We start from the raw sequence: 21,925 nt of genomic DNA, 5'->3' as shown, positions 1-21,925 counted from the left end.
ACATGCCTCGCGGTGTTGGCGCATTCTTCGCATCCGCGGCGCCGGCTCAATTCCCACCCAGGTAAGTGCCGCGGCACTTACCTGCGGGGGAATTGCCGCAGGCCGGTCGTTCGCCATACTTGCCGGATGACCAGTACCCATTCCGCACCCCGGTCCAGCGCCGTCGGGCCGCTGCTGCAGTACTGGCGCAAGACGCGCAGCCTGAGCCAGCTCGCCCTCGCGCACGAGGCCGATGTCTCGCCGCGCCACATCTGCTTCCTGGAGACCGGGCGTGCGAAGCCGAGCCGGGAGATGGTGGTGCTGCTGTCCAATGTGCTCGGCGTGCCCTTGCGCGAGCGCAATGCGATGCTGCTGGCCGCGGGATTCGCGCCCCTGTACGCCGAGAGCCCGCTCGATGCCCCGGAGCTGCGCGCGGTGCAGACCGCCTTGCACGCGATTCTTCGCCAGCAGGAGCCGTTTCCCGCGGTCGTCATGAATCGCCACTGGGATCTCGTGAAAGTCAACGAGGCCGCGCGTCGCTTCTTCGGCCTGCTGCTCGGCGATCGCGCCGCCGCCCAGCCGGCGAACGTCGTGCGCCTGATGTTCGATCCGCACGGCCTGCGGCCCTGCGTGGACAACTGGGACCTGGTTGCCGAGACGCTGCTGCAGCGGGTTCATCGCGAGGCCGTCGGCGGCGTGCCGGACGCGACCACCGACGACCTGATTGCCGAAGTGCTGGCCTATCCCGGGGTGCCGAAGCACCTGCGCCGCCTGAACCTGGCCGCGCCGTCCGTGCCGGTGATTCCCATCTGCTTTCGCAAGGGCGATCACGTCTTCAACTACTTCTCCGCCGTCACGACCTTGGGAACACCGCAGGATGTGACGCTGCAGGAGTTGCGCATCGAGTGTTTCTTCCCGGCGGACTCTTCGACGCAAGCGCGTGCCCGCGCCCTGCGCGACGGAACGCCCTGACTTGGCTAGGGCGCCGGCCGCGGCAGCCAGCCCAGGGTCTTCGCGCGCAGGTTGGTGACGTAGAGCCGGTCCACCGTCTCGGTGACGCCCGTGGTCTCGCCATAGGCGCCGGACGGGCCCTGCAGGTCAGCCACCACGCGGCCGTCCTCGGTGAATGCGAACACGTGCGCATGGTCCTTCGACAGCGGCCAGATCGAGCGCGGCAGGCGCATGATCAGCTTGCGCACGAAGGGCTTGTCGGACAGCCGGTCGGCGCCGGCGTTGCGCGGCTTGACCAGGCCCACCCAGATGCGGCCATCGCGCCCGCGCATCAGGTTGTCCGGATAGCCGGGCAGCTTGTCGAGCAGCACCTTGGGCGGCGCCGTGCCCGCGACGTCGATCTTCCAGATCCGGTAGCGGCCGGTGTCCGCCACGAACAGCCACTGCTCGTCCTGGCTGAGCGCGACGCCGTTGGCGAGCGAGAAGCCGCGGGCGAGGGTGCGCGTCCTTTTCGTGGTCGGGTCGTATTCCAGCAGGCGACCGGAGGCCGATCCCTCGAGGATCTCGCGCAGGCCCGCTTCGCTGGCGCCCAGGTCGCGGGCGCTGAAGCGTGTCGATGCGTCGCTGAAGTAGATGCGGCCGCTGCGGGCCACCACCACCGCATTGGCGAAGCGGATCGGGTCGCCGTCGACCTGGTCGGCCAGGACCGTCACCTGGCCATCCGGCGCGACCGAGACGAGGCCACGCGTGGGGTCGGCGCCGATCAGGTGACCGGCGGCATCGAAGTCGAAGCCGAGGATGCGTCCGCCGGGCTGCGCGAACACTTCCAGGCCGCTGCCGTCCGGGTTCAAGCGCAGGAGCCTGCCGCTGGCCACCGCCGTGTACAGCTTGCCGTCGCGGCCGATCGCCACGTGCTCGGGACCGCTGTCGCCCTTCAGATCGATGTGCTGCAGCGCGGCCAATCGCTGGTTCGCAGCGTGCGGGCCGGCATAGCCGGGTGGAGGAGCGGCCGACCAGGCGACCGGCGCCACCGGCACCGGCCACAGCGTGAGGTAGGCGACCGGTGCGAGCACGACGAGCGCCAGCGCGGTCAAGATCTTCCGCGGTCGCATGAGCGCGGCCTTCGCGCTCACGCGGCCGCGCCTTCGCCCAACGCGCCTGCGCTTTCGCGTTTGCGCGCCTCCTCTTCGACCAGGTCTTTCTTGGACAGCTTGCCCACGGCCGTCTTGGGCAGCGCGGCGCGGATCTCGAGCGCCTGGATCATCTCGTGCTTGCCCAGCTTGTCCTTCAGGAAGGCCTGCAGCTGTTCCAGCGTGCACGGCAGCGCACCGGGCTTGAGCACGACGAAGGCCTTGGGCGACTGCCCGCGGTAGGCGTCGGGGATGCCGATCACGCACACCTCGCTGGCGGCAGGGTGCAGGTAGATCGCTTCTTCCAGCACGCGCGGGTAGACGTTGTAGCCGCTGCACAGCAGCATGTCCTTGCAGCGATCGATGATGAAGACGTAGCCGTCGCCGTCCATGGTGGCGACGTCGCCGGTGCGCAGGAAGCCGTCGAAGGTGGTGATCTCGGCCGTCGCCTCGGGCTTCTTCCAGTAGCCCTTCATCACGTTCGGACCCTTGATGCACATCTCGCCCTTTTCGCCGAGCGGGACATAGCGGGTCGGGTCTTCCAGCGACAGCAGCTTGATCTCGATGCGCGGCAGCGGGATGCCGCAGGAGCCCGGCTTGATCGCCGTGGTCGGCGGCGTGAAGGTGCCGGTGGGCGAGGTCTCCGTCATGCCCCAGCCCTCGGACAGATGGCAGCCGGTGAGCTCGGCATAACGCTGGCCCACCTCCACCGGCAGCGGCGCACCGCCCGAGGCGCAGAACTTGAGCGAGCGCAGGTCGTGCTTCGTGACCTCCGGATGGTCCATCACCGCCGTGAACATCGTCGGCACGCCGCAGAACACGGTGATCTTCCGGGCCGAGATGTCCTCCAGCGCAGCCTTGGGATCGAAGCGCGCGTGCAGCACCAGCTCGGCGCCGATGCTCAGGCCGAACAGCATGTTCACGGTCAGCGCGTAGATGTGGAACGGCGGCAGCACGCAGAGGAAGCGCTCGACGCCGACCTCATGCATGTCGCGCGTGGACTCCACGTACTGCGCGGCGGCCGCCGACAGATTGGCATGCGTGAGCATCGCGCCCTTGGGCTGGCCCGTGGTGCCGCCGGTGTACTGCAACACGGCGATCGCCTGCGCCGGATCGGCGACGGGATAACGCGTGAACTGCCCGTCGTTGTCCAGCAACTGCGCCATGCGCACGTGCCGGTCATCCCAGGCCACGTCGGCCAGCTGCTGGCCGGCCTTCATCTGCGCGTTCACCGCGTCCGGCATCGGCGTCATCTCGCCGAGCTTGCCGACGATCAGCCGCTGCAGCCGCGTCTTGCCGAGCATGCCGGCCATCTGCGGATACAGCACCGCCAGGTCGAGCGTGAACAGCAGGTCGGTCTCGCTGTCCTCGATCTTGTGCTCCAGCACCTTGGCCGCGTCCAGCGGCGAGTAGTTCACCACCGTGCCGCCGGCCTTGAGGATGCCGAAGAAGGCGATGACGCCGTGCGGCGTGTTGGGCAGGAACAGGCCCACGTGCACCCCCGGCTTCACCCCGAGCTGCTGCAGGCCCTTGGCCGCGCGGTCGGTGAGCTCGCCCAGCTCGCGGTAGCTGATGCGCCGGCCCATGAATTGCAGCGCCGGCTGCTCGGGCCATCGCGCCACGCTGGCGTCGAGCACGCGCTGCAGCGGCATCGGTTCGATGTCCAGGTCCCACCGCACACCTTGCGGGTAAGACTTCAACCAGGGCTTGTCGGTCATGGGTTCTCTCCTCCTGTGAATTGCAGTTTCAGGCGAACACGTCCGCCACGTAGCGGCCGGTCTCGCGCTCGAGCTTGTCGATCCAGGCCTCGGCCCGCTCGGGCGTCACGCCGGCGGCCTCTTCGTAGATGCGCGCAAAGGTCTCGCGGACCGCTGGCGCCATGCGCAGGCCGTCGCCGCAGACATAGACATGCGCGCCGCGCCGGAACAGCTCGGCCACGTCGGCGCGGTCCTGCCACACGCGGTGCTGCACGAAGCGCACGTCGCCATCGGCCCGATGGAAGAACGCCGGCCGCACGCTGACGACTCCGGCCTGCTCCCACGCCGCGAGCTCGTCGCGGTAGAGGAAGTCGACGTCGGGATCGTCGCAGCCGAAGAAGAGCAGCGATGGCCCGACGCTGCGTCCATCACCGGCCAGCGCCGCGCGTTCCTGCAGGAAGCCGCGAAAGGGCGCCAGGCCTGTGCCGGCGCAGACCATGATCATCGGCGTCTCGAGCGACGCCGGCGGACGGAACCGATCGTTCGACGGACGCACCGCCATCGCCACGCGCGTGCCCGGTGTGCACTGGGCGAGGTACGACGACGCCATGCCCTGGTAGCGGCCGTGCCCCGACAGCGCCGGCGCATCGACCACCGCCACCGTCAGCGTGCAGCGCTGCGGATTCCACAGCGGCGAGGACGAGATCGAATATTGGCGCGCGCGGGCGGCGGGCAGCATGTCGAGGAAGGCGGCGAACGGGATCTCGCACGAGGCGTGGCGTTCGAGCAGGTCGAGCACGCTGACGCGCCTGGCGAGGACCTCGCGCTGGTGGGCGTCCTCTTCGGCGAGTGCGGCCAGCGCGACCTTCTCCGGCGGGCAGCGTGTCGCCACCGCCAGCGCGGCGACTTGCGCGCGCGTGGCCGGCTGCGCCAGCTCGACGTAGTGGAACAGCACCTCGCTGGCGTTGACCGGGTAACCCGTCGGCAGCGCGGCGAGGCTGTGCTCGGGCTTGCGGATCACGATCTGGCTGTCCAGCGCGAGCCTGAAGCGCTCGAGCGCGCGTTTGACCAGCGCGACCGGGTTGTGCGGCAGCACCGCCAGGTAGTCGCCCGCGCGGTAATGCATGCCTTCGGGCAGAGCAAGCTCAAGGTGGCGTTTGGAGCGTGCGAGCGGGTTGCTCATGTCGACCAGCTCGCGGTTGTCCAGCACCTCGCCGTGCTGCAGGTCGACCTGGCGCAGCACCGTCGTGCGACCACCGGGGAGCAGCTCGACTTCGAGTCGCGGGCCGGCCGGCGCGGTTGGCACCTCACGGCCCATCACGTGACCGAACACGCCAGCGAGGGCTGGCCACAACTGCCCGCACCACGCGTCGAACGGGCCGAAGAAGTCGCCGCCGGCGTCGGTTTCGCCGCGCGCAGCGATGCGTGCCGCCCCGGCCGCTTCGAGCGCCGCATCGAAGCGCTTGGGCACGGCCTGGAAGGTGCGCGCCCATTGCCGGTTGCCGCAGCCGAACACGGCGTAGCGCACGCCGTTCAACGCGCCAGGCCCGAGCGACTCCAGCCACGCGGCGAAGCGGCGCGCGTTGTCCGGCGGCTGCCCTTCGTACGACGCGGTGACGATCACCACCGCGCCGTCGGCCGGCAGCCGGCCCGCGAATTCATCGAGCGTGCCCACCTGCGCGCTGTAGCCGTGCGCCTGGGCTTCGTTGGCGATGCGTCCGGCGAAGGCTTCGGCCGAACCGGCGTTCGAGCCGTACAGCACCAGCAGCGGTGTGGCCTGTCGTGCGTCGGTCGTCCGCGGCCCGGTGGCCGACGGCCGCGCCGCGCGGGCTTGCGGCAGCGCCGCGCCTCGCGGCTCGAACGACGGACTGCTGCGGCGCTTGGCGCGGATGCGAAAGCCGCGGGGCTTGAGCGTCAGCGTTTCGGTCACCTGCAGCTGGTACGACGGATCTTCCTCGACCAGGTCGAAGCGCTGCAGCATCATCGCGACCAGCAGGATCGCCTCCTGCATCGCGAAGGGCCGACCGATGCACGCCCGCTGCCCGTTGCCGAAGGGCTTCCACGCGTTGGGCGGCAGTTGCGCCAGTGCCTCCGGCGCAAAGCGTTCGGGCCGGAATGCCTCGACGTCGTTGCCCCAGACGCGCGGGTCGCGGTGCAGCATCGGCGTGAGCACCACCACCGTGTCGCGCCGGCCGATCGCATAGCGCCCGCCGATGACCGTGTCCCGGTGCGCGCGCAACTGGAATGCCGGCGCCGTCGGCCAGATGCGCAGCGCCTCCATCAGCACCTGCTCGATGTAGCGCAGCTTCGCAAGGTGCTCGATGCGCGGCGGCCCGGTGCCGATCACCGCATCCACTTCCGCGCGGGCCTGCTCCAGCACCTGCGGATGCTTGAGCAGGAAGTAGGTCGCGAACGACAGCATGCCGCTGGTCGTCTCGTGCCCGGCGATCAGGAAGGTGATGAGCTGGTGACGGATGTTCTCGTCCGACAGGCCCTGGCCCGTCACCGCATCGCGGCCCTGCAGCATCAGCCCTAGCAGGTCATTCTTCTGCGGTGCATCGGGATCGCGCTTGCGTTCGTCGATCAGTTGGTCGGCGACGCGGCGCATCAGCGCCTGGTCGCTCTCGTACGAGCGGCGCGTGCGCAGCAGCAGCTTGCTGGCGAACTCGGGGCGCCGCGTGCGTGCGTCGGCTTCGGCCAGCGCACTCACCATCGCGCCGACGAAGGGATGCATGTCGCGCTGGTAGAAGCTGTTGAAGCGGTAGTCGAACGCGCACAACGCGATGGTGTCCAGCGTCACGCGCGTCATGTCCTCGCTGACCTCGATCACGCTGTCAGGACCGAAGCGCTCCCAGCGCAGCAGCATCTGGTCGGCGATCTCGTGCATCCGGTCGAACATGCCGCGGACGCCGATCGGGCCGAAGGCCGGCATCAGCAGCCGGTGCGCCGCGGCCCAGTTCGGCTCGTCGGTCTTGGCCGTGAACAGGCCGTCGCCGGCGAAGTCGCGGATGTACTTCAGCGCCCCGGCCACGCGCTTGTCGAAGCGGCTCTCGTCGCACAGCTCGTCCACCAGTTCCTGCGAGCTGACGATGATCACCGGCGTGCCGAGCACGTCGAGCCGGTAGATCGGACCGAGCGTGCGCGCCAGACGCATGAAGCCCTGGATCGGCGCCGCGCTGTCCAGGGCGCGCAGGTTGCCGATCAGCGGGTCGCCCTTGGGCTGGGGGATGGGAACGGTCAGCGACATGCGCTCAACCGTTGACGACGCTCACGCCTCCATCGACCGCCAGCCACTGGCCGGTGACGTGCTTGCCGGCGTCGCTGGCATACAGCAGCGTGATGCCCTTGAGGTCTTCGTCGTCGCCCAGCCGGCCCAGCGGCGACTTCGCGGCAATACGCTCCGCGCCCAGCGAATGGATCAGGCCCGCAGTGAGCTTCGTCATGAAGAAGCCGGGGCAGATGGCGTTGACGGTGATGTTGTGGCGACCCCATTCGGCGGCCAGTGTTTGCGTGAATCCCAGCACCGCCGTCTTGGAGGTGTTGTAGGCCAGCGTGCGCATCTCGGGCACGTTGCCGTTCAGCGCGGCGACCGACGCAATGTTGATGATGCGGCCGGAGCGGCGGGGAATCATCGAGTGGCGCGCGATCTGCTGCGCCAGGATGAAATAGCCGCGGATGTTGAGATTCATCACCTTGTCCCAGGCTTCGACGGGATGCTCCTCGGCCGCCGCACCCCAGCTGGCGCCGGCGTTGTTGACCAGGATGTCCACGCAACCAAGGCGCTCGATCGCCGCATCGGCCAGGCCACGGGTCTCGTCCTCCCGGGAGCAATCGGCGGCGATGGCTTGAGCGTCGATCCCCGCAGCACGCAGTTCAGCCACGGCTTCTTCGAGGTCGCCGGCCTTGCGCGCGCTCACGATGACGCGCGCACCGGCCTCGCCCAATGCATGCGCCATCTGCAGTCCGAGGCCACGCGAGCCGCCGGTGACGAGTGCCGTCTTGCCGCTCAGATCGAAGAGTTGTCGTGCGGTGCGGGTCATGGATCTGTCCAGGGTGTGAAGGGGAACGAAGCCGCTGCGGCAGCAGCTCGGCTGCAAGGCCGCCAAATGTCCAGCCCGTGCCCCGCCATGCGCTGTCCCATTGGCGTCACCCACCCCAATTGGCCGAAACCAACCCGTCGCGCGGTCAATCGGCACCTTTTGCCGTCTCGTGGTGCTCCCTAGCATCCGTCGTCAGCGGCAACGTGGCTGGGGCGAGCCCTTGTCTGTCTTCGAAGCAAAGGAATGAAGCGGTCATGCATCCGAATTTCAACGGCGTCAAGCAGGTCGGGTATGTCGTCAAGGACCTCGACAAGGCGATGCGGCATTGGGTCGATCTCGGCATCGGCCCGTGGTTCTATCGAAAGAACGTCACGCCGGTCGAATTCCGGTACTACGGCGAGACACTCGACAAGCCGGTGATTTCGGGCGCCATTGCGCAATCCGGTGACATCCAGATCGAGCTGCTGCAGCAGTGCAACGATGCGCCTTCGCTGTACCGGGATTCGCTGGAGCGCAGCGGCGAGATTGCCCAGCATGTGGCCTTCTGGACCGTGAATGAGTACGACCGATGGTGCCGGCGCCTGCTGGAGCTCGGCTATGTCGAAGGCCACGCCGGACGCATGGACAGCATGCGCGGCCGCTTCGCCTATTTCGTGCACCTCGACTTTCCGAGCGCGATGATCGAGATCTCGGAATCGCTGGGCGGAAAGGCCGAGACCTTCGAGCGATTCAAGCAGGCCGCGCTGAATTGGGATGGTCGCGATCCCCTCCGGATGGTCTGATGTTCACGCCACGCCCGACCTCACCGCGTCTCGCGCCGCTGGGCCCGCAGGATGCCGATGACACCCAGCGAGCGATGCTCGCCGCCAGCCCCGACTACAACATCTACAAGACGCTGGCCCATGACCTCGACTTCGCCCGCGCGTTCGGCGCGCTCGGACGCTTCACCCTGAACGGGTCCGGCCTGCCGCCGCGCGAGCGCGAGATCGTGATGTTGCGCATGGGCTGGCTGTGCCAGTCCGAATACGAATGGGCGCAGCATGCACGCATCGCGAAGTCCGATGCGGGCTTGAGCGATGCGGACCTGCACCGGATCGCGCAGGGCCCGGACGTCGCGGGCTGGCGCGACACCGAACGCGCGCTGCTGCGCATGGTCGACGAGCTGCGCTGCGACGCGATGGTCAGCGACGCCACCTGGCGAGCGCTGCGCGCGCGCTACGCAAACCCGCAGATGTTGGCGTTGATCCTGACCGCCGGGCAATACCAGTTCGTATCGATGGCCTTGAACAGCCTCGGCGTCCAGCTCGACCCCGGGCTGCAGGACCGCCTGCCGCGCGACCTGGTATTGCCGGCCGTCGCGGAGCGGCCGGCGTCACCGCGGCTGAAGTCGCCGCGCATCGAGGTGGCGACGGTGAACCATCCGAAGCTCTTCAGCGCATACGCGCAATTCGTACGTTATGTCAGGCACGAATCGCGCCTGCCATCGAAGGCGCGCGCACTGCTGATCATGCGCACGGCCTGGAATGTCCGCGATGAGATCGGGTGGGCCCGCCACGCCGAAGCCGCGCAGGCCGCAGGCTTCACCGAAGCTGAACTGGCACGCGTCGCCGCGGGCCCCTCGGCGAGCGGCTGGAGTGATCAACACGCGGTGCTGCTGCAGGCCGCGGATGAATTGCATCGCGAGGCATTCATTTCGAACGGCACGTGGCAGACCTTGCGCGCGCTTTTCGATCAGAAGCAAATGATCGCCCTCATCGCCACGGTCGGCGGTACGGCGATGGCAGGCCTCATGACCAACAGCTTGGGGCACCTGGTGGATGCCGAGCGCCAACAACATTGAATTGCAGGAGACACGGCCATGGCCGAAACGCGTGAGTTCGAAGTGATTGTTTACGGGGCCACCGGTTACACCGGGCGACTGGTCGCCGAGCATCTTCTGAAAACCTATGGTGCCGCCGGTGACCTGGCCTGGGCCATCGCCGGGCGCAGCGAGGCGAAGCTGAAGGAGGTGCGCGAGCTGATCGGCGCCCCGGCCACGCTGCCGCTGATCGTCGCGGACGCCACCGATCCCGCCTCGTTGCAGTCGATGGTGAAGCGCACGAAGGTGATGCTCACCACGGTGGGCCCCTTTCAGCTCTACGGCACGCCACTGGTGGCGGCCTGCGCTGCGGCGGGGACCGACTACGTGGACATCACCGGCGAGTCCCACTGGGTGGCGGCGATGCAGGACGCGCATGACGCGGCGGCCGCCCAATCAGGCGCGCGGCTGGTGTTTTCATGCGGCTTCGACTCCATTCCCTTCGACCTCGGGGTCTACTTCGTGCAGCGGCGGGCCAGCGAAGTCTTCGGCGCGCCGGCGCCGCGCGTGCGGGGTCGCGTGCGCGGTGTGCGTGGTGGCCCTTCCGGCGGCACGCTCGCCAGCGGCATGGCCACCCGGGCCGCGGCCGAAGCGGATCCGGCGATCGCCGCGCTGCGCGCCAATCCCTTCGCGCTGACGCCTGGCTTCGAGGGGCCGGCCCAGCCGGAAGAGGCGGTCTACGAGGACCCGGTCACCGGCTCCTGGGTGGCACCCTTCATCATGGCCAAGACCAATACCAAGACGGTGCACCGGTCCAACTACCTGATGGGCCATCCCTGGGGGCGCGACCTGCGCTACGACGAACTGCTGATGATCGATGCGCCGCCGAAGGACGGCGAATCGCCCAGCCTGGGCTTCGATGTGCACAGCACGCCGAAGCCGGGCGAGGGCCCGAGCAGGGAAGCGCGTGAAGCCGGCTTCTACGACCTGCTGTTCATCGCCGAGGCGGCCGACGGGCGCACGGTGCGCACGGCGGTCAAGGGCGACAGGGACCCGGGCTACGGCTCGACCTCGCGAATGCTGGGCGAAAGCGCCGTCTGCCTCGCCCGCGATGTGCCGCGCTCGGTCACGCCCGGCGGCTGCTGGACGACCGCCTCGGCGATGGCCGAGCCGCTGACGGCGCGCCTCAAAGCCAACGCCGGCATCACGTTCACGGTGGAAGCCTAAAGGCGCGCCCCGGCGACATCCATCCACCCCAGAAGAAGTCCCCATGCAACCCCTTGTGAACCGTTGCCTCGCTGTGCTCGCGACCACGCTGCTGTGCGCCGGCATCGCGCAAGCCCAGCCTTACCCGAACAAGCCGATTCGCGTCATCGTGCCGTTTGCGCCCGGCGGCACGTCCGACCAGATGGGCCGCGCGCTCGCCGAGAAGATGGCGGCCATGCTCGGCCAGCCGGTCATCATCGACAACAAGCCGGGCGCGAACGGCCTGCTCGGCGCCGACATCGTCGCCAAGGCAGCGCCCGATGGCTACACGATCCTCCTCGGCACCAACAGCACCAACGCGGCGCTGAAGTACCTGATGAAGAAGCTGCCGTACGACCAGGACACGGCGTTCGCCCCGATCGGCACCATCGGTTCGGTGCCGTTGATGGTGGTGCTGGGCAACGACGTGCCGGCGAAGACGCTGAAGGAATTCGTCGACCTGGCGAAAGCCAGGCCTGGGGACCTCAGCTTCGCGTACACGGCCACTTCCGAGCAGGTGGCGGCGGAGATGCTGGCCCGCATGGCCGGCATCCAGCTGAACCCGATTCCGTACAAGAGCGGCGGCACGGCGATGACCGACCTGCTCGGCGGCCGGGTGACGATGATCACCGTCAGCGTCGCCGCGACCGCGCCGCACCATCGGGCCGGCAAGATCCGCGGCCTGGCGGTCACGTCGGCGAAGCGCTCGGCCGCCGCTCCGGAGTTGCCGACGGTCAACGAGGCGCTCGGGCTGAAGGATTACGAGCTGATCGCCTACTTCGCCGTCTTCGCGCCGGCCGGAACGCCAGCGGAGGTGATCGCCAGGCTCAACCAGGCCGTCAACGCCGCGGCGTCCAGCAAGGAGATCCAGGACAAGTTCGCGCCCATCGGCTTCGTGTTCGAGCCCGGCACGCCCGAGGCCCTGGCCAGGCGCAACAAGCTCGAGACGGCCAAGTGGGAGAAGCTGATCCGCGACGCGAAGATCGAGCCGCAATAAGGCCGCGTCCGGGATGTCCAACCACCTGGCACACCACGGCCTGATCAAGCTGCCCGACGCCACCGGCCTGCAGATCGAATGCCTCAGCGGCTCACTGTGGATCACGCTCGACTGCGATTCGTGCGACTTCGTCGTGAAGCCGGGCCAGCGCTTCGTCACCGACGAGCACCGGCCCGTGATCGTGTATGCGCTGGAGGCGTCGGAACTGCGCCTGTTGCCGCGCACGGCCGCCACCTGAGATTTCCCGTGCGCCTTCCACACGTCGTCACGGCTTCGCTGATCATGGCCGCTGTCTGTGCGCAGGCTCAGCCCGCCGAAGCGCCGGAGTTCGTCGCCCGGCTGCAGCGGCTGGCACCGGTCGAGCCGTTCGGGCGGCCGGTGCTGATCCGCTCGGAGGTCGAAGGCGGTGTCGTGCGCGCCGAGATCGAGGCGCTGATCGATCGCCCGTTCCGCGACGTGCAGCTCGCGCTGGCCGACCCGCCGCGGTGGTGCGCGGCGATGATCCTGCACATCAGCAACACCGGCTGCCGGGCTGCGCCCGCGGCACCAGGCAGCGCGGCAATGCCGCGCATCGCGCTGCGGATCGCGCGTCACCTCGCGCAGCCGCCCGAGCAGGCCGACGAGCTCGACTTCTCCTATCACCCGATGACCGCGTCCACGGACCGGCTGTCGGTGCGGTTGCATGCGGCCAAGGGCTTCCTCGGCACCCACGACCATGGCCTGATGCTCGATGCAGCGCCGGCCGGCGCGGCCCGCACCGCGCTGCGGCTGAGCTACACCTACCGGCAGACCCCGCTGGCCGACTGGAGCCAGACGCTCTGGCTCGGGACCTTCGGCCGCGGCAAGGTCGGCTTCTCGAGCGAGGCTGACGATGGTGGCTCGCCCCTGGTCGGCGGCATCCGCGGGCTGATCGAGCGCAACCTGGTGCGCTATCTCTTTGCGATCGAGGCGGCGGCGCGCACGCCGGCCGCGTCGGACCGGCAGGCGTACCAGCAGCGGCTGCGCGACTACTTCGACGCCACCGAGCGGCATCCGCGGCAGTTGCGTCAGGTGGACCTGGACGCCTATCTGGCGCTGAAGCTGCCGCTGGTCGCGGTCGGCATCGGCCGCGACCAGCGGCGCTGAGGCACCGTCAAGGCGATGAAGACGGACAGCTGATCATCCACTTCGCCCTCTGGCATTGGCAACGATGACAGCCCCGGGCGCCACACTTCGCGTGACGAATACCGAGGCGCCTAAGACGGCGCCCTTCCCGACGACAGTGGCACCGCCCAGGACGGTGGCGTTCGCGTAGAGAACCACGTCGTCCTCCACGGTCGGGTGTCGTTTCGTTCGCCTGTGTGGACAGTCGGAGTTCGCGTCGTCTCTTGGCGACAGGGCTCCCAATGTGACACCGTGGTAGATGCTGACGTTGCTTCCGACCACAGCTGTCTGACCTATGACGATACCCGTGCCATGGTCAATGGCGAGTCGCTCCCCGATCTTCGCTGCAGGGTGAATGTCAATTCCCGTCGCTCGGTGTGCCCATGCCGACATCATTCTCGGAATGACAGGAACTTCAAGCGCGAGGAGTGCGTGAGCCAGTCGATACGCCGCGACGGCGATCACACCCGGATAGGCGAGCATCACCTCCCAGACGCTGCCGGCTGCAGGGTCACGTTCATAGGTGACCCGCACATCTTCGATCAGCAGTCCGCGAATACGAGGGATCGCTTCCAGGAACTCCATTGCAACTTCTTCAGCTCGCCAGGAGCGGTTGGATTGGCGCGCAACGGGCAAGGACAGCACCGACGTGATGCCGGCTGACAGGAGCTTCAGCGCCTGCGTCAGGCCTTCGGTGGCTGTCGAGTTGCGTCGACTGGCTCCGGTGCCGAACGAACGCGCGCGACGATGTGGAAGCGAGAGGTCCAGCAATGACCTCATGAGCTCGTCGACATCGGAAGGCGTCAACGACATTGCACCGGCGGGCAGACCTTCATGCTCCGACTCCAGCAGAGTGGACAGCCCATGGATGCGACTGATGTCAACGGTGGTGAGAGCCTCGTTCATGCTTGCTCGTGCGGTTGCTGGCGCTGTGGGATGGGCTCGGGCTTGGCAAGATACACGCCGGTCATCACCAGAGCGATGCCCGCCATCTGTGAAAGGGTCAATGGCTCGTGCAGCGCCACGGCTGACGCCACGACAACGGTCGGTCGTTGCAGCAGACCGATCATCGACACTCTGGTGGACCCCAGGCTGGCGAGCGTCGCAAGGAACGTCACGTTTGCGACGACCGAGGTCATTCCAACGGCGGCGCCAAAGCGCACTGCTGTTTCGGGAAGAGGCAAGAAGAATGGAGCGCACAGCGCGGCCGTCAGGCCACAGAAGAGAAACAGGCATCCTGACACTTGTATCGCCCGAACATGCCTCGTGACCATGTCCATTCGTGTTCGGTAGAGTGTCGAGCCCGCTATCGCGAGTCCAACGTAGATGAGGCCCTTCCACTCGGTGCCTCCAGCGCCGACGAAGCCGGATCCCACGGTCGCCGGGATCCCGACGAAGCAGAGAATGAAGCCAATCCAGAACCGCTGGCCCAGCGCAACGGTGCCGCGCCACTGATTGACCAATGCGACGAACGCCGGTGTCGACGTGACCAGCGCGACGACGATCGAAACCGGCAGATGCGCGAACGCGAGCATCAAGAACACATTCGTGACGACGAAGATCACACAGACCGGTAGGATGCGCCCGAATTGCTCGGCGAATGTCGGGCTGATCTTTCCGATGAAGGGAAGCGCGCAAATCCCCGCCACCAGCCCGCGTACGACCAGCAACTGCGGTGGCGTCGCGCTGCCGAGGTAGCCCAGTTTGATCAGAATCGGCTCGAGCGTGGATGCAACCAGGCAGATGCCGGTCAGCAGCCAGATGGACAAGGGGGGTGCGCGTTCCATACCGACCGTTCTAGACGAATGCAGCGTGACAGAGAACGGCACCCCGGCTGAGATTCATGGGCTCCGCTGCCGAGTGCTCACTCATCGGAAAGCCTCGAACAACCGCGGTACCTGAGAAGTGCCCGGCGACATGCTGAGGACAGAAGTCGAGCTCGAGGAATCTCTCCGAGAGCCCGCCGTCCGGCTCAATGGCCAGGGCGCGTCTGCGGGAAGCTTCAACCCGTTTCTGGAAGACGAATCCCTCCTTCGACCGCTCGCTCACAAGGGCGGACCAGGACTGCGTCGAATGGTTGACCCCGAACTCCACGCCCTGACCGAATCCGGAGTCCGTTGGTTTGGACACCCAGGCGCCGCGGTCTCGGCAGATCTCGTTGCGGGCCTCGGGGGAGTACTTGAGATTCACGGTCCTCGGAAGGAGCCGGCGAACAGCGTCCCGATCCTCCTCGCCCAGACCCAGCGCGGAACATGCTGCATCGTCCCAGAAGAGCGCCAACGTCTCCTTGGTGCGAGTCAACCACGAACGAGTCGAGTTGATAACGATGAAGTCCTCATGATGGGACAGTATGGACTCGTAGTCCGAGATCGGAAGATTTTGCTCTCGGTACGTCGTCATGTACACCGAGTTTCGCCAGATCATGTCCACGACCTTGCCGTTCAGCACCGCGTTCCCATTCTGCAGACTGATGTCGTAAGGAAAACATACCGTGATCTGGAGTTCGGCGCCCCAGGTGCTCGCGGCGAGTTTCTCGATGGCCTGGGCAATCGGAGGGAGGTCTGCAAACTTGCCTGGATAACCGTGCTCAATGACGAGGGCGACGTGCCGGGGCAGTCCTTGCCTTCCCCGATCGCTGAACTCGAGCCTGAACCACTCCAGGATCTGCGGGGCGATCGACGGTGTCGGATTGTCAACCCCGACCTCGGCGAGCACCATCGACGTGATTCGGCGCAGAGCGTCGTGATTGTGCAGTCCCAGTGGGGCGGCCTGATTGATCTCGATGACGCTGTACTGGCTGGTCTGGGGGTCCCAAAAGCCGTCGATTCGCCTCATGCGCCGGACGAGGCTTGCTCGGCTCTCGTGCGTGCATTGGTTTACGAGGTGACGCCCCCCTGGCGTGAGGGACTCCATCAGTCGCGCGTGGATCGGCGCACCCTTCAGGGTCAGCGAGAACTCTTCCAGGTCGACGAAGCAATCGAGCAGGTTCGCGAGTCTTGCTGACAGCAGCTGATACTCCGAGCGGTCGAACAATACGGGCACGTTCAGGTACGAGATGGGTTGGCCGCCCATTTCCAGTCCCTCGAGTTTGGCCTGGCGATCACATTCGAGCGACAGTTTCGCCCGCTTGTCGCTCGACATGGAGCGTAGGCGCTGTTCGACCAACGCCTCTGTGTTTTTCAGATCCATTTTGGAGAGTTCCAGAGTGTGAGCGTCGTCCCGATTCGCCGTGCCAGAGCCGACTTGTAGATGTTCCATCCGACAATCCCGTCCTCGAAGCCCAATCCCGTGGGGCAGAAGAAGATGTTCTCGTCGCGGGCCGAGCGGCCCGGACGTTCGCCGACCAGGATCGGGGCCAGATCTTCCACTCTTGTTTCCGGAATGATGCCCTGGGCCACGGCTTGGGCGTGCGTCTGAACCCCACGGTGTTTGCCTTGCTCCCAGACGTCAGCGACTATTCGATCCATTCGCGAGAGGAGCGTGGCCTCCACTTCATAGCACCCGATGTTGAACACTGTCACGCCGACCTTGTCGATCCATTGCGCCTTGACGACGGGTTGGGTCACGTTTGGAAGGCAGGTCACGACCAGCTTGCAGCCGCTGACTGCGTCTTCGGGCGTCTGGACCGCCTTGATCTGGATTCCCGTCATTCTTTCCATCTCGCGGGCGAACTCATATTTGGATTCTCCGCGAGAGACCACGCGAGCCCTTTTGAGCGACGGCAAGGCGTGATGCAGCGCCAACAGCTGCGTGCGCATGTTGACGCCGGCGCCTACCAGCCCGACCTCCTCTGTCTCCGGCGACACAAGGCGGCGCGCAGCCAGGAGCGAAACGGCGCCCGTTCGTACCGCGCTGATCAGTTGTGCGTCCATGACGCACAGCGGGCTCTTGTGTACGGAGTCAAAGAGGGTGAGCAGTCCAGTGGCCCTCGGCAGCCCCCGCCGGACATTCGGGGGCATCGCCCCCAGAATCTTGCAGCTGAACACCTCCTCTTCGCCGAGGTTGATGTAGGCGGGCAAGCAGTTCACCAGACCCATCTCTGATTCGCCGCCCTCGCAGATGGGTTTGAGCGTCGTTTTCATCGGCTGCTGCACTCGCCCGAGCGATAGCAGTCGGAAGCCGTGTTCGAGATGCTCTGCGGCGGTCTTGACGTCCAAGCCGCCGGCGGAGACGACATCCTCCAAACTGAGGAACAGGATTTCCTTCTTCATTGTCCAGACATTTGGTTCGTTGTGGGCAAGCTTCGCGATGGGGTCGCACATGCTGAGCGGAACGGATTCCGCGCATGGCAATCCTCATCGGCCACGGGCCGACGGCGTCGAATGGGGCCGACTGGATGGACTCGACTGCGATGAACGCGCCCAGCCGGCCACAGCAATTTCAGGGAAATTGCCAGCGGCCGATGTCGCCACGCCCAAACTGGGTCACGCGGTCGCCCCACTCGTGCCAGCGGAGACTCTGGCAAGCGAAAGCGGAGACAGCGGATCAGAAGTGGTGGTGGGCTCGAGTCAAGCGGCAGCGCAATGCGCAGCGTTGGTCAATGAGACCGGCCGAAAGCAGCATGAATCCTCCCTAGCGCAGCCCACGCCTTGCCGGTGAGCATGCATCTCACGCATGCTGCAGCAGACTTCAAGTGTCGTCTGGTGCGCCGAGGCTGCCGCGCTATTTGTTTGTTGTTGGCGTCCGCATTGGACCCACGGTTTCTTGCTGCGTCAACTTCAGAGTCGTTTCGAACCCCTAACTTGGAGAGAGGGGATCTGCGGCGCCTCCGACGGCCAGCGGGTCCTCGCTCGCCTGCGGCTGCCGCCGCACGATCCAGTTGAACACCGGCGTCGCCATCAGCGTGCTCGTCACCGCCATCAGCCGGCGTGGATGCCGATTGCGTCCATCGCGAAGGCGCAAGCCGCGAACAGCGCCAGCACCGTGGCCAGCGGGCTGCTCGGCAGCGGCGCGTCCGGACGTACCTGATGCGCCAGCCGGCGCAGCAGGCGGTGGCCGACGGTGGTCATGATGACCGCGAACACAGTGTCGCCGCCGATCGCCGCATAGGCGCCCATCCACGAGCCGCCGAAGCTCGCCGGCACGATCGCCAGGATGCACCAGGCCGCGGCATCGTCGACGGCGCCCGCGGTCAGCGTCAGCGTGCCGAGCGAGGTGCCGGCCAGCCCACGCTCGTGGATGATGCGTGCGAGCATCGGGAAGGCGGTGATCGCGATCGCTGCGCCGAGGAACAGCGAGGCCTCGAACAGCCGCGTCTTGGCGGCGAACAGGCCTGGTACCGACTGCAGCCACGACGCGAGCAGGAAGGCCCGCACGAAGGGCACCGCGATGCCGGCTACCGACACCGACGCCGCGCGGCGCGCGCGTTGCCGGAAGTGATCGGCACGGAATTCCAGGCCGACCAGGAACATGTAGAGGCCGACGCCGAGCTGCGCCATCACGTACAGCGTGCCCATCGTCGCCTTCGGGAACAGCAGCTGCTGCAACTGCGGCAGCAACCCCGAAGAGCGACGGCCCGAGCATCACGCAACCTCTCGTCTACCGAGTCCCCCAGGCATCCGGCGGACGCAAGAAAGCCGCGCGCAGTCGCCTGCGCGCGGCTTCAGGGTTCAGTGGCGCGCTATGCGCCGCCGCTCCCGGCGCTCAGCGGGCAGTGCCGCGGCGCACCAGGTTGACGATCGCCAGCAGGATGATCGCCCCGAGCAGCGAGACGCCGAGTGACGCGACGCTGAAGTCGTTGCTGTTGATGGTGCCGGTGCCGAACATCGGCGCCAGCAGGAAGCCGCCCAGCAGTGCGCCGATGACGCCGACGACCACGTTGAGGATGAGGCCTTGCTGGCCATCCGTCTTCATGATCATGCTCGCAACCCAGCCGATCAGGCCACCTACGACCAACCAGATGATGATGTTCATTGCGCGCCCCATTACGGAAGTTTGAGATGCTGCAACGCTATGCATTCCGGGGCGACAAGGAAATAGGAGCGCGGCGTGCGCCGAGGTAATCCGGCGCCTACAAGCCCTGCTCAGGCGATGAAACCGCGCACCAGCTCGTAGAGCGCCAGCAGCGCTGCACTGCCCAGCAAGTTGGCCAGCAGATGCCGCTGCCCCATCCCGATGCGGATGCCCAGCCGCGCGGAAACGCAGGCCCACAGCACGATCAGCAGCAGCGCGCCGGCATCTGCACGGCCGATCTCGACCTGAAAGGCGCGTAGCCCGCCGACCGCGACCAGCCAGAGGCCGGTGGCCATGACCGCCGCCGCGGTGAGTTCGCCGAAGCTCGGCTTGCGCAGTGAGATTCCGATGAGTTTCATGGGCCGAAGGAAGGAAGGGCGCCGAAACCTCCGAGGTTACGGGGTGCCGAGCGCTCCGCGGCGGTCGAAATTCACGCCCGGCGGCGGCCCGTGGCGAGCGCGAACCCGCTTTTGCAAGCGAACGTGACAAGCGACGGGCATGGCGCTTGCCAACCGCTGCCACCACCCACCTCGTCAGAAGCCTCCCATGAGCCGCAAGCCGCCCGCATCGAACCCCAGCGCCAGGACCGACAGCGGCCCGGCCGATCTGCCCGTGCCGGACGACCCGCGCGGCGACACGCCCGCCGCGCAACAGGCGCGCGAGGTCGAGCAGCTCGCGGCGGCGATGCCGTTCAACAGCCTCAAGCCCAGCGAACACGGCTTCGCCAATGGCGTGAAACCGGTGGAGGGTGACACCGTCGAGGCAGCGTCGCGGCTGCCCGGGGCCAGCACGCTGAGCGAAGCCAACGGCAGTGACAAGAGCGGCAGCATCGCGATCGACGGGCTGAACGCGGCGATCGAGTCACTCGACCGCGTGCGCGTCGACTCGGCCGGCCGGCAGCTGACGACCAACCAGGGTGTCGTCATCGCCGACAACCAGAACTCGCTGAAGGACGGCTTGCGCGGACCGGTGCTGCTGGAAGACTTCGTGCTGCGCGAGAAGATCACGCACTTCGACCACGAGCGCATCCCGGAGCGCATCGTGCATGCGCGCGGCTCGGCCGCCCACGGCTATTTCGAGTGTTATCAACCGTTGACCGACCTCACCCGGGCGGCGCCGTTCCAGGCCGCCGGCAAGGTGACGCCGGTGTTCGTGCGCTTCTCCACCGTCGCCGGCGAGCGCGGCTCGAAGGACACCGCGCGCGACGTGCGCGGGTTCGCGGTCAAGTTCTACACCGACGAGGGCAACTGGGACCTGGTCGGCAACAACATGCCGGTGTTCTTCATCCAGGACGCGATGAAGTTCCCGGACCTCGTGCACGCGGTCAAGCCCGAGCCGCACCATGCGATGCCGCAGGCGGCGAGCGCGCACGACACCTTCTGGGACTTCGTCTCGCTGATGCCCGAATCGACGCACATGCTGATGTGGGTGATGAGCGACCGCGCGCTCCCGCGCAGCTTCCGCACCATGCAGGGCTTCGGCGTGCACACCTTCCGGCTGGTCAACGCCGAGGGCGCGTCGGTGTTCTGCAAGTTCCACTGGAATCCGACGGCGGGCACCCATTCGATGGTCTGGGACGAAGCGGTCAAGATCTCCGGCGCGGACCCCGACTTCCACCGGCGCGACCTGTGGGAATCGATCGAGAACGGCGTGTTTCCCGAGTACGAGCTCGGCCTGCAGGTCTTCACCGAGGAAGAGGCCGAGCGCTTCAGCTTCGACATCCTCGACCCGACGAAGCTCGTGCCGGAAGAGCTGGTGCCGGTGCGGCCGATCGGCCGCATGGTGCTCGACCGCAACCCGGACAACTTCTTCGCCGAGACCGAGCAGGTGGCGTTCTGCACCGCCAACGTCGTGCCCGGCATCGATTTCTCGAACGATCCGCTGCTGGCGGGCCGCATCCACTCGTACCACGACACGCAGATCACGCGCCTGGGCGGGCCGAACTTCCACGAGATCCCGATCAACGCGCCGATCGCGCAGGTGCACAACAACCAGCGCGACGGCATGCACCGGCAGGCGATCCCGCGCGGGCGCGTCGCCTACGAGCCGAATTCGCTCGGCGGTGGCTGCCCGTTCCAGGCCGGTGCGGCGCAGGGCTTCGTCTCGGTGCCGGCGCGCCAACGGGCGGAAGAAGCGCAAGCCAAGGTGCGCGCCAAGCCGGAGAAGTTCGCCGAGCACTATGCGCAGGCGCGGCTGTTCTACGAGAGCCAGTCGCCCGCGGAGCAGGCGCACATCGCCGCGGCCTTCCGCTTCGAGCTGAGCAAGGTGACGGTGCCGGCGATCCGGCGCCGCATGGTGGCCTCGCTGCGCAACGTCTCGGAGGACCTGGCGCGCCAGGTCGGCGACAAGCTCGGCCTCGCGCCGTTGCCCGAGCCGATGCCGCGGGCGATCGAGAAGCCGCCGCGGCCGGAGGTGAGCCGCTCGCCGGCGCTGTCACTGCTGGCGCGGCCCGGCGACGGCTCGATCAAGGGGCGCAAGGTCGCGCTGCTGATTGCGGCGGGCGTCGCGCAGGCCTCGCTGGCGCTGCTGCAGCGCCAGCTGGCCGAGGGGGGCGCCGTCGCGCGGGTGCTCGGGCCGCACATCGGGCCCTTCGCGACCGCCGAGGGCGGAACCATCGAGGCCGATGCGTCGTTCGAGAACGAGCCCGGCTTCCTGTTCGACGCCATCGTGGTGCCGGACGGCAAGGCGGCGATCGAGGCGATCGCCGCCGACGCCCATGCGCTCGACGGCCTGCGCTGCGCGTGGCGCCATTGCAAGCCACTGCTGGCGATCGGCGCCGGCGCGACGCTGCTGCAGCGTGCCGATCTGCCGATCGAAGGCAAGGCCGACGCGGGCGTCGTGATCGTCGATGCCGGCCGCATCGACCGGGGCGTCGCGCAATTCGTCGAGGCGCTTGGAGCGCCGCGGCACTTCGAGCGCGAGCGTGATCCGCCGCGCGTCTGACCGACGCGCTTGACCGCAGCATCCTTGCTGCTCTTCACCCAGGAGTCATC

Annotated in this window: 20 protein-coding genes; 8 read left to right on the top strand and 12 right to left on the bottom strand. The window is 67.3% G+C overall.

From position 1 onward, the window contains the following. Nucleotides 1-126: 126 nt before the first annotated feature. The gene (locus HLB44_RS02920) at nucleotides 127-951 is read left to right on the top strand and encodes a helix-turn-helix domain-containing protein (RefSeq protein ID WP_173120416.1); all 825 of its coding nucleotides are present in this window, start codon (nucleotides 127-129) and stop codon (nucleotides 949-951) included. Nucleotides 952-956: 5 nt separating this feature from the next. Here HLB44_RS02920 and HLB44_RS02915 read toward each other — a convergent pair whose 3' ends face one another. From HLB44_RS02915 to HLB44_RS02900, 4 genes are read right to left on the bottom strand one after another with little or no spacing between them, the layout of a single operon-like run. Beyond that, the gene (locus tag HLB44_RS02915) at nucleotides 957-2,042 is read right to left on the bottom strand and encodes an SMP-30/gluconolactonase/LRE family protein (RefSeq protein ID WP_173120414.1); all 1,086 of its coding nucleotides are present in this window, start codon (nucleotides 2,040-2,042) and stop codon (nucleotides 957-959) included. Between the two features lie 17 nt (nucleotides 2,043-2,059). Continuing rightward, complete coding sequence (locus tag HLB44_RS02910) at nucleotides 2,060-3,778, bottom strand: long-chain-fatty-acid--CoA ligase (RefSeq protein ID WP_173120412.1); 1,719 nt, start codon at nucleotides 3,776-3,778, stop codon at nucleotides 2,060-2,062. A gap of 28 nt (nucleotides 3,779-3,806) precedes the next feature. Further along, complete coding sequence (locus HLB44_RS02905; RefSeq protein ID WP_173120410.1) at nucleotides 3,807-7,004, bottom strand: bifunctional cytochrome P450/NADPH--P450 reductase; 3,198 nt, start codon at nucleotides 7,002-7,004, stop codon at nucleotides 3,807-3,809. Between the two features lie 4 nt (nucleotides 7,005-7,008). Next, entirely contained in the window at nucleotides 7,009-7,797 is a 789-nt protein-coding gene (locus HLB44_RS02900) for an SDR family oxidoreductase (RefSeq protein ID WP_173121292.1), read from the bottom strand. 119 nt (nucleotides 7,798-7,916) lie between these two features. On the opposite strand from HLB44_RS02900, the gene HLB44_RS02895 reads away from it, so the two are divergent. Continuing rightward, nucleotides 7,917-8,579 (top strand): VOC family protein, encoded by a 663-nt coding sequence (locus tag HLB44_RS02895; RefSeq protein WP_246312015.1) that lies wholly within the window; start codon nucleotides 7,917-7,919, stop codon nucleotides 8,577-8,579. 20 nt (nucleotides 8,580-8,599) lie between these two features. Here the strand turns inward: HLB44_RS02895 and HLB44_RS37005 are convergent, their stop codons facing one another. Further along, nucleotides 8,600-8,839, bottom strand: a complete 240-nt coding sequence (locus HLB44_RS37005; protein WP_246312096.1) for a hypothetical protein — start codon at nucleotides 8,837-8,839, stop codon at nucleotides 8,600-8,602. Here HLB44_RS37005 and HLB44_RS02890 point away from each other — a divergent pair. From HLB44_RS02890 to HLB44_RS02870, 5 genes are read left to right on the top strand one after another with little or no spacing between them, the layout of a single operon-like run. Next, entirely contained in the window at nucleotides 8,747-9,637 is an 891-nt protein-coding gene (locus HLB44_RS02890; protein WP_246312065.1) for a carboxymuconolactone decarboxylase family protein, read from the top strand. The genes HLB44_RS37005 and HLB44_RS02890 overlap by 93 nt on opposite strands. 18 nt (nucleotides 9,638-9,655) lie before the next feature. Next, nucleotides 9,656-10,822 (top strand): saccharopine dehydrogenase family protein, encoded by a 1,167-nt coding sequence (locus HLB44_RS02885; RefSeq protein WP_173120406.1) that lies wholly within the window; start codon nucleotides 9,656-9,658, stop codon nucleotides 10,820-10,822. Between the two features lie 43 nt (nucleotides 10,823-10,865). Then, on the top strand, nucleotides 10,866-11,837 hold the full coding sequence (locus tag HLB44_RS02880; protein WP_173120404.1) for a Bug family tripartite tricarboxylate transporter substrate binding protein: 972 nt from the start codon (nucleotides 10,866-10,868) through the stop codon (nucleotides 11,835-11,837). A gap of 13 nt (nucleotides 11,838-11,850) precedes the next feature. Next, entirely contained in the window at nucleotides 11,851-12,075 is a 225-nt protein-coding gene (locus tag HLB44_RS02875; RefSeq protein ID WP_173120402.1) for a DUF2917 domain-containing protein, read from the top strand. Nucleotides 12,076-12,083: 8 nt separating this feature from the next. After that, on the top strand, nucleotides 12,084-12,962 hold the full coding sequence (locus tag HLB44_RS02870; RefSeq protein ID WP_173120400.1) for a hypothetical protein: 879 nt from the start codon (nucleotides 12,084-12,086) through the stop codon (nucleotides 12,960-12,962). A 33-nt stretch (nucleotides 12,963-12,995) separates the two neighbouring features. Here the strand turns inward: HLB44_RS02870 and HLB44_RS02865 are convergent, their stop codons facing one another. From HLB44_RS02865 to HLB44_RS02835, 7 genes are all read right to left on the bottom strand, one after another. Beyond that, nucleotides 12,996-13,886, bottom strand: a complete 891-nt coding sequence (locus HLB44_RS02865; RefSeq protein ID WP_173120398.1) for a serine O-acetyltransferase — start codon at nucleotides 13,884-13,886, stop codon at nucleotides 12,996-12,998. Further along, complete coding sequence (locus HLB44_RS02860) at nucleotides 13,883-14,749, bottom strand: DMT family transporter (protein WP_173120396.1); 867 nt, start codon at nucleotides 14,747-14,749, stop codon at nucleotides 13,883-13,885. Before HLB44_RS02860 ends, HLB44_RS02865 begins: the two co-directional genes overlap by 4 nt. 28 nt (nucleotides 14,750-14,777) lie before the next feature. After that, the gene (locus tag HLB44_RS02855) at nucleotides 14,778-16,169 is read right to left on the bottom strand and encodes a hypothetical protein (protein ID WP_173120394.1); all 1,392 of its coding nucleotides are present in this window, start codon (nucleotides 16,167-16,169) and stop codon (nucleotides 14,778-14,780) included. Further along, complete coding sequence (locus tag HLB44_RS02850; RefSeq protein WP_173120392.1) at nucleotides 16,160-17,242, bottom strand: ornithine cyclodeaminase family protein; 1,083 nt, start codon at nucleotides 17,240-17,242, stop codon at nucleotides 16,160-16,162. The genes HLB44_RS02855 and HLB44_RS02850 overlap by 10 nt, the downstream gene beginning before the upstream one ends. Nucleotides 17,243-17,839: 597 nt before the next feature. Continuing rightward, nucleotides 17,840-18,478 (bottom strand): cation:proton antiporter, encoded by a 639-nt coding sequence (locus tag HLB44_RS02845; protein WP_246312014.1) that lies wholly within the window; start codon nucleotides 18,476-18,478, stop codon nucleotides 17,840-17,842. Between the two features lie 145 nt (nucleotides 18,479-18,623). Continuing rightward, nucleotides 18,624-18,893: a GlsB/YeaQ/YmgE family stress response membrane protein gene (locus tag HLB44_RS02840; protein ID WP_173120390.1), complete on the bottom strand. Its 270-nt coding sequence runs from the start codon at nucleotides 18,891-18,893 to the stop codon at nucleotides 18,624-18,626. A gap of 110 nt (nucleotides 18,894-19,003) precedes the next feature. Continuing rightward, the gene (locus HLB44_RS02835) at nucleotides 19,004-19,291 is read right to left on the bottom strand and encodes a hypothetical protein (RefSeq protein WP_173120388.1); all 288 of its coding nucleotides are present in this window, start codon (nucleotides 19,289-19,291) and stop codon (nucleotides 19,004-19,006) included. Between the two features lie 187 nt (nucleotides 19,292-19,478). Here HLB44_RS02835 and HLB44_RS02830 point away from each other — a divergent pair, with 187 nt between their 5' ends. After that, entirely contained in the window at nucleotides 19,479-21,875 is a 2,397-nt protein-coding gene (locus HLB44_RS02830; protein ID WP_173120386.1) for a catalase, read from the top strand. Nucleotides 21,876-21,925: the final 50 nt, after the last annotated feature.

This window comes from Pseudaquabacterium terrae, assembly GCF_013266755.1.
Lineage (GTDB): Bacteria > Pseudomonadota > Gammaproteobacteria > Burkholderiales > Burkholderiaceae_C > Pseudaquabacterium > Pseudaquabacterium terrae.
Note: the sequence above shows the minus strand (reverse complement) of the source record. Positions and strands in the feature narration are given on the sequence as shown.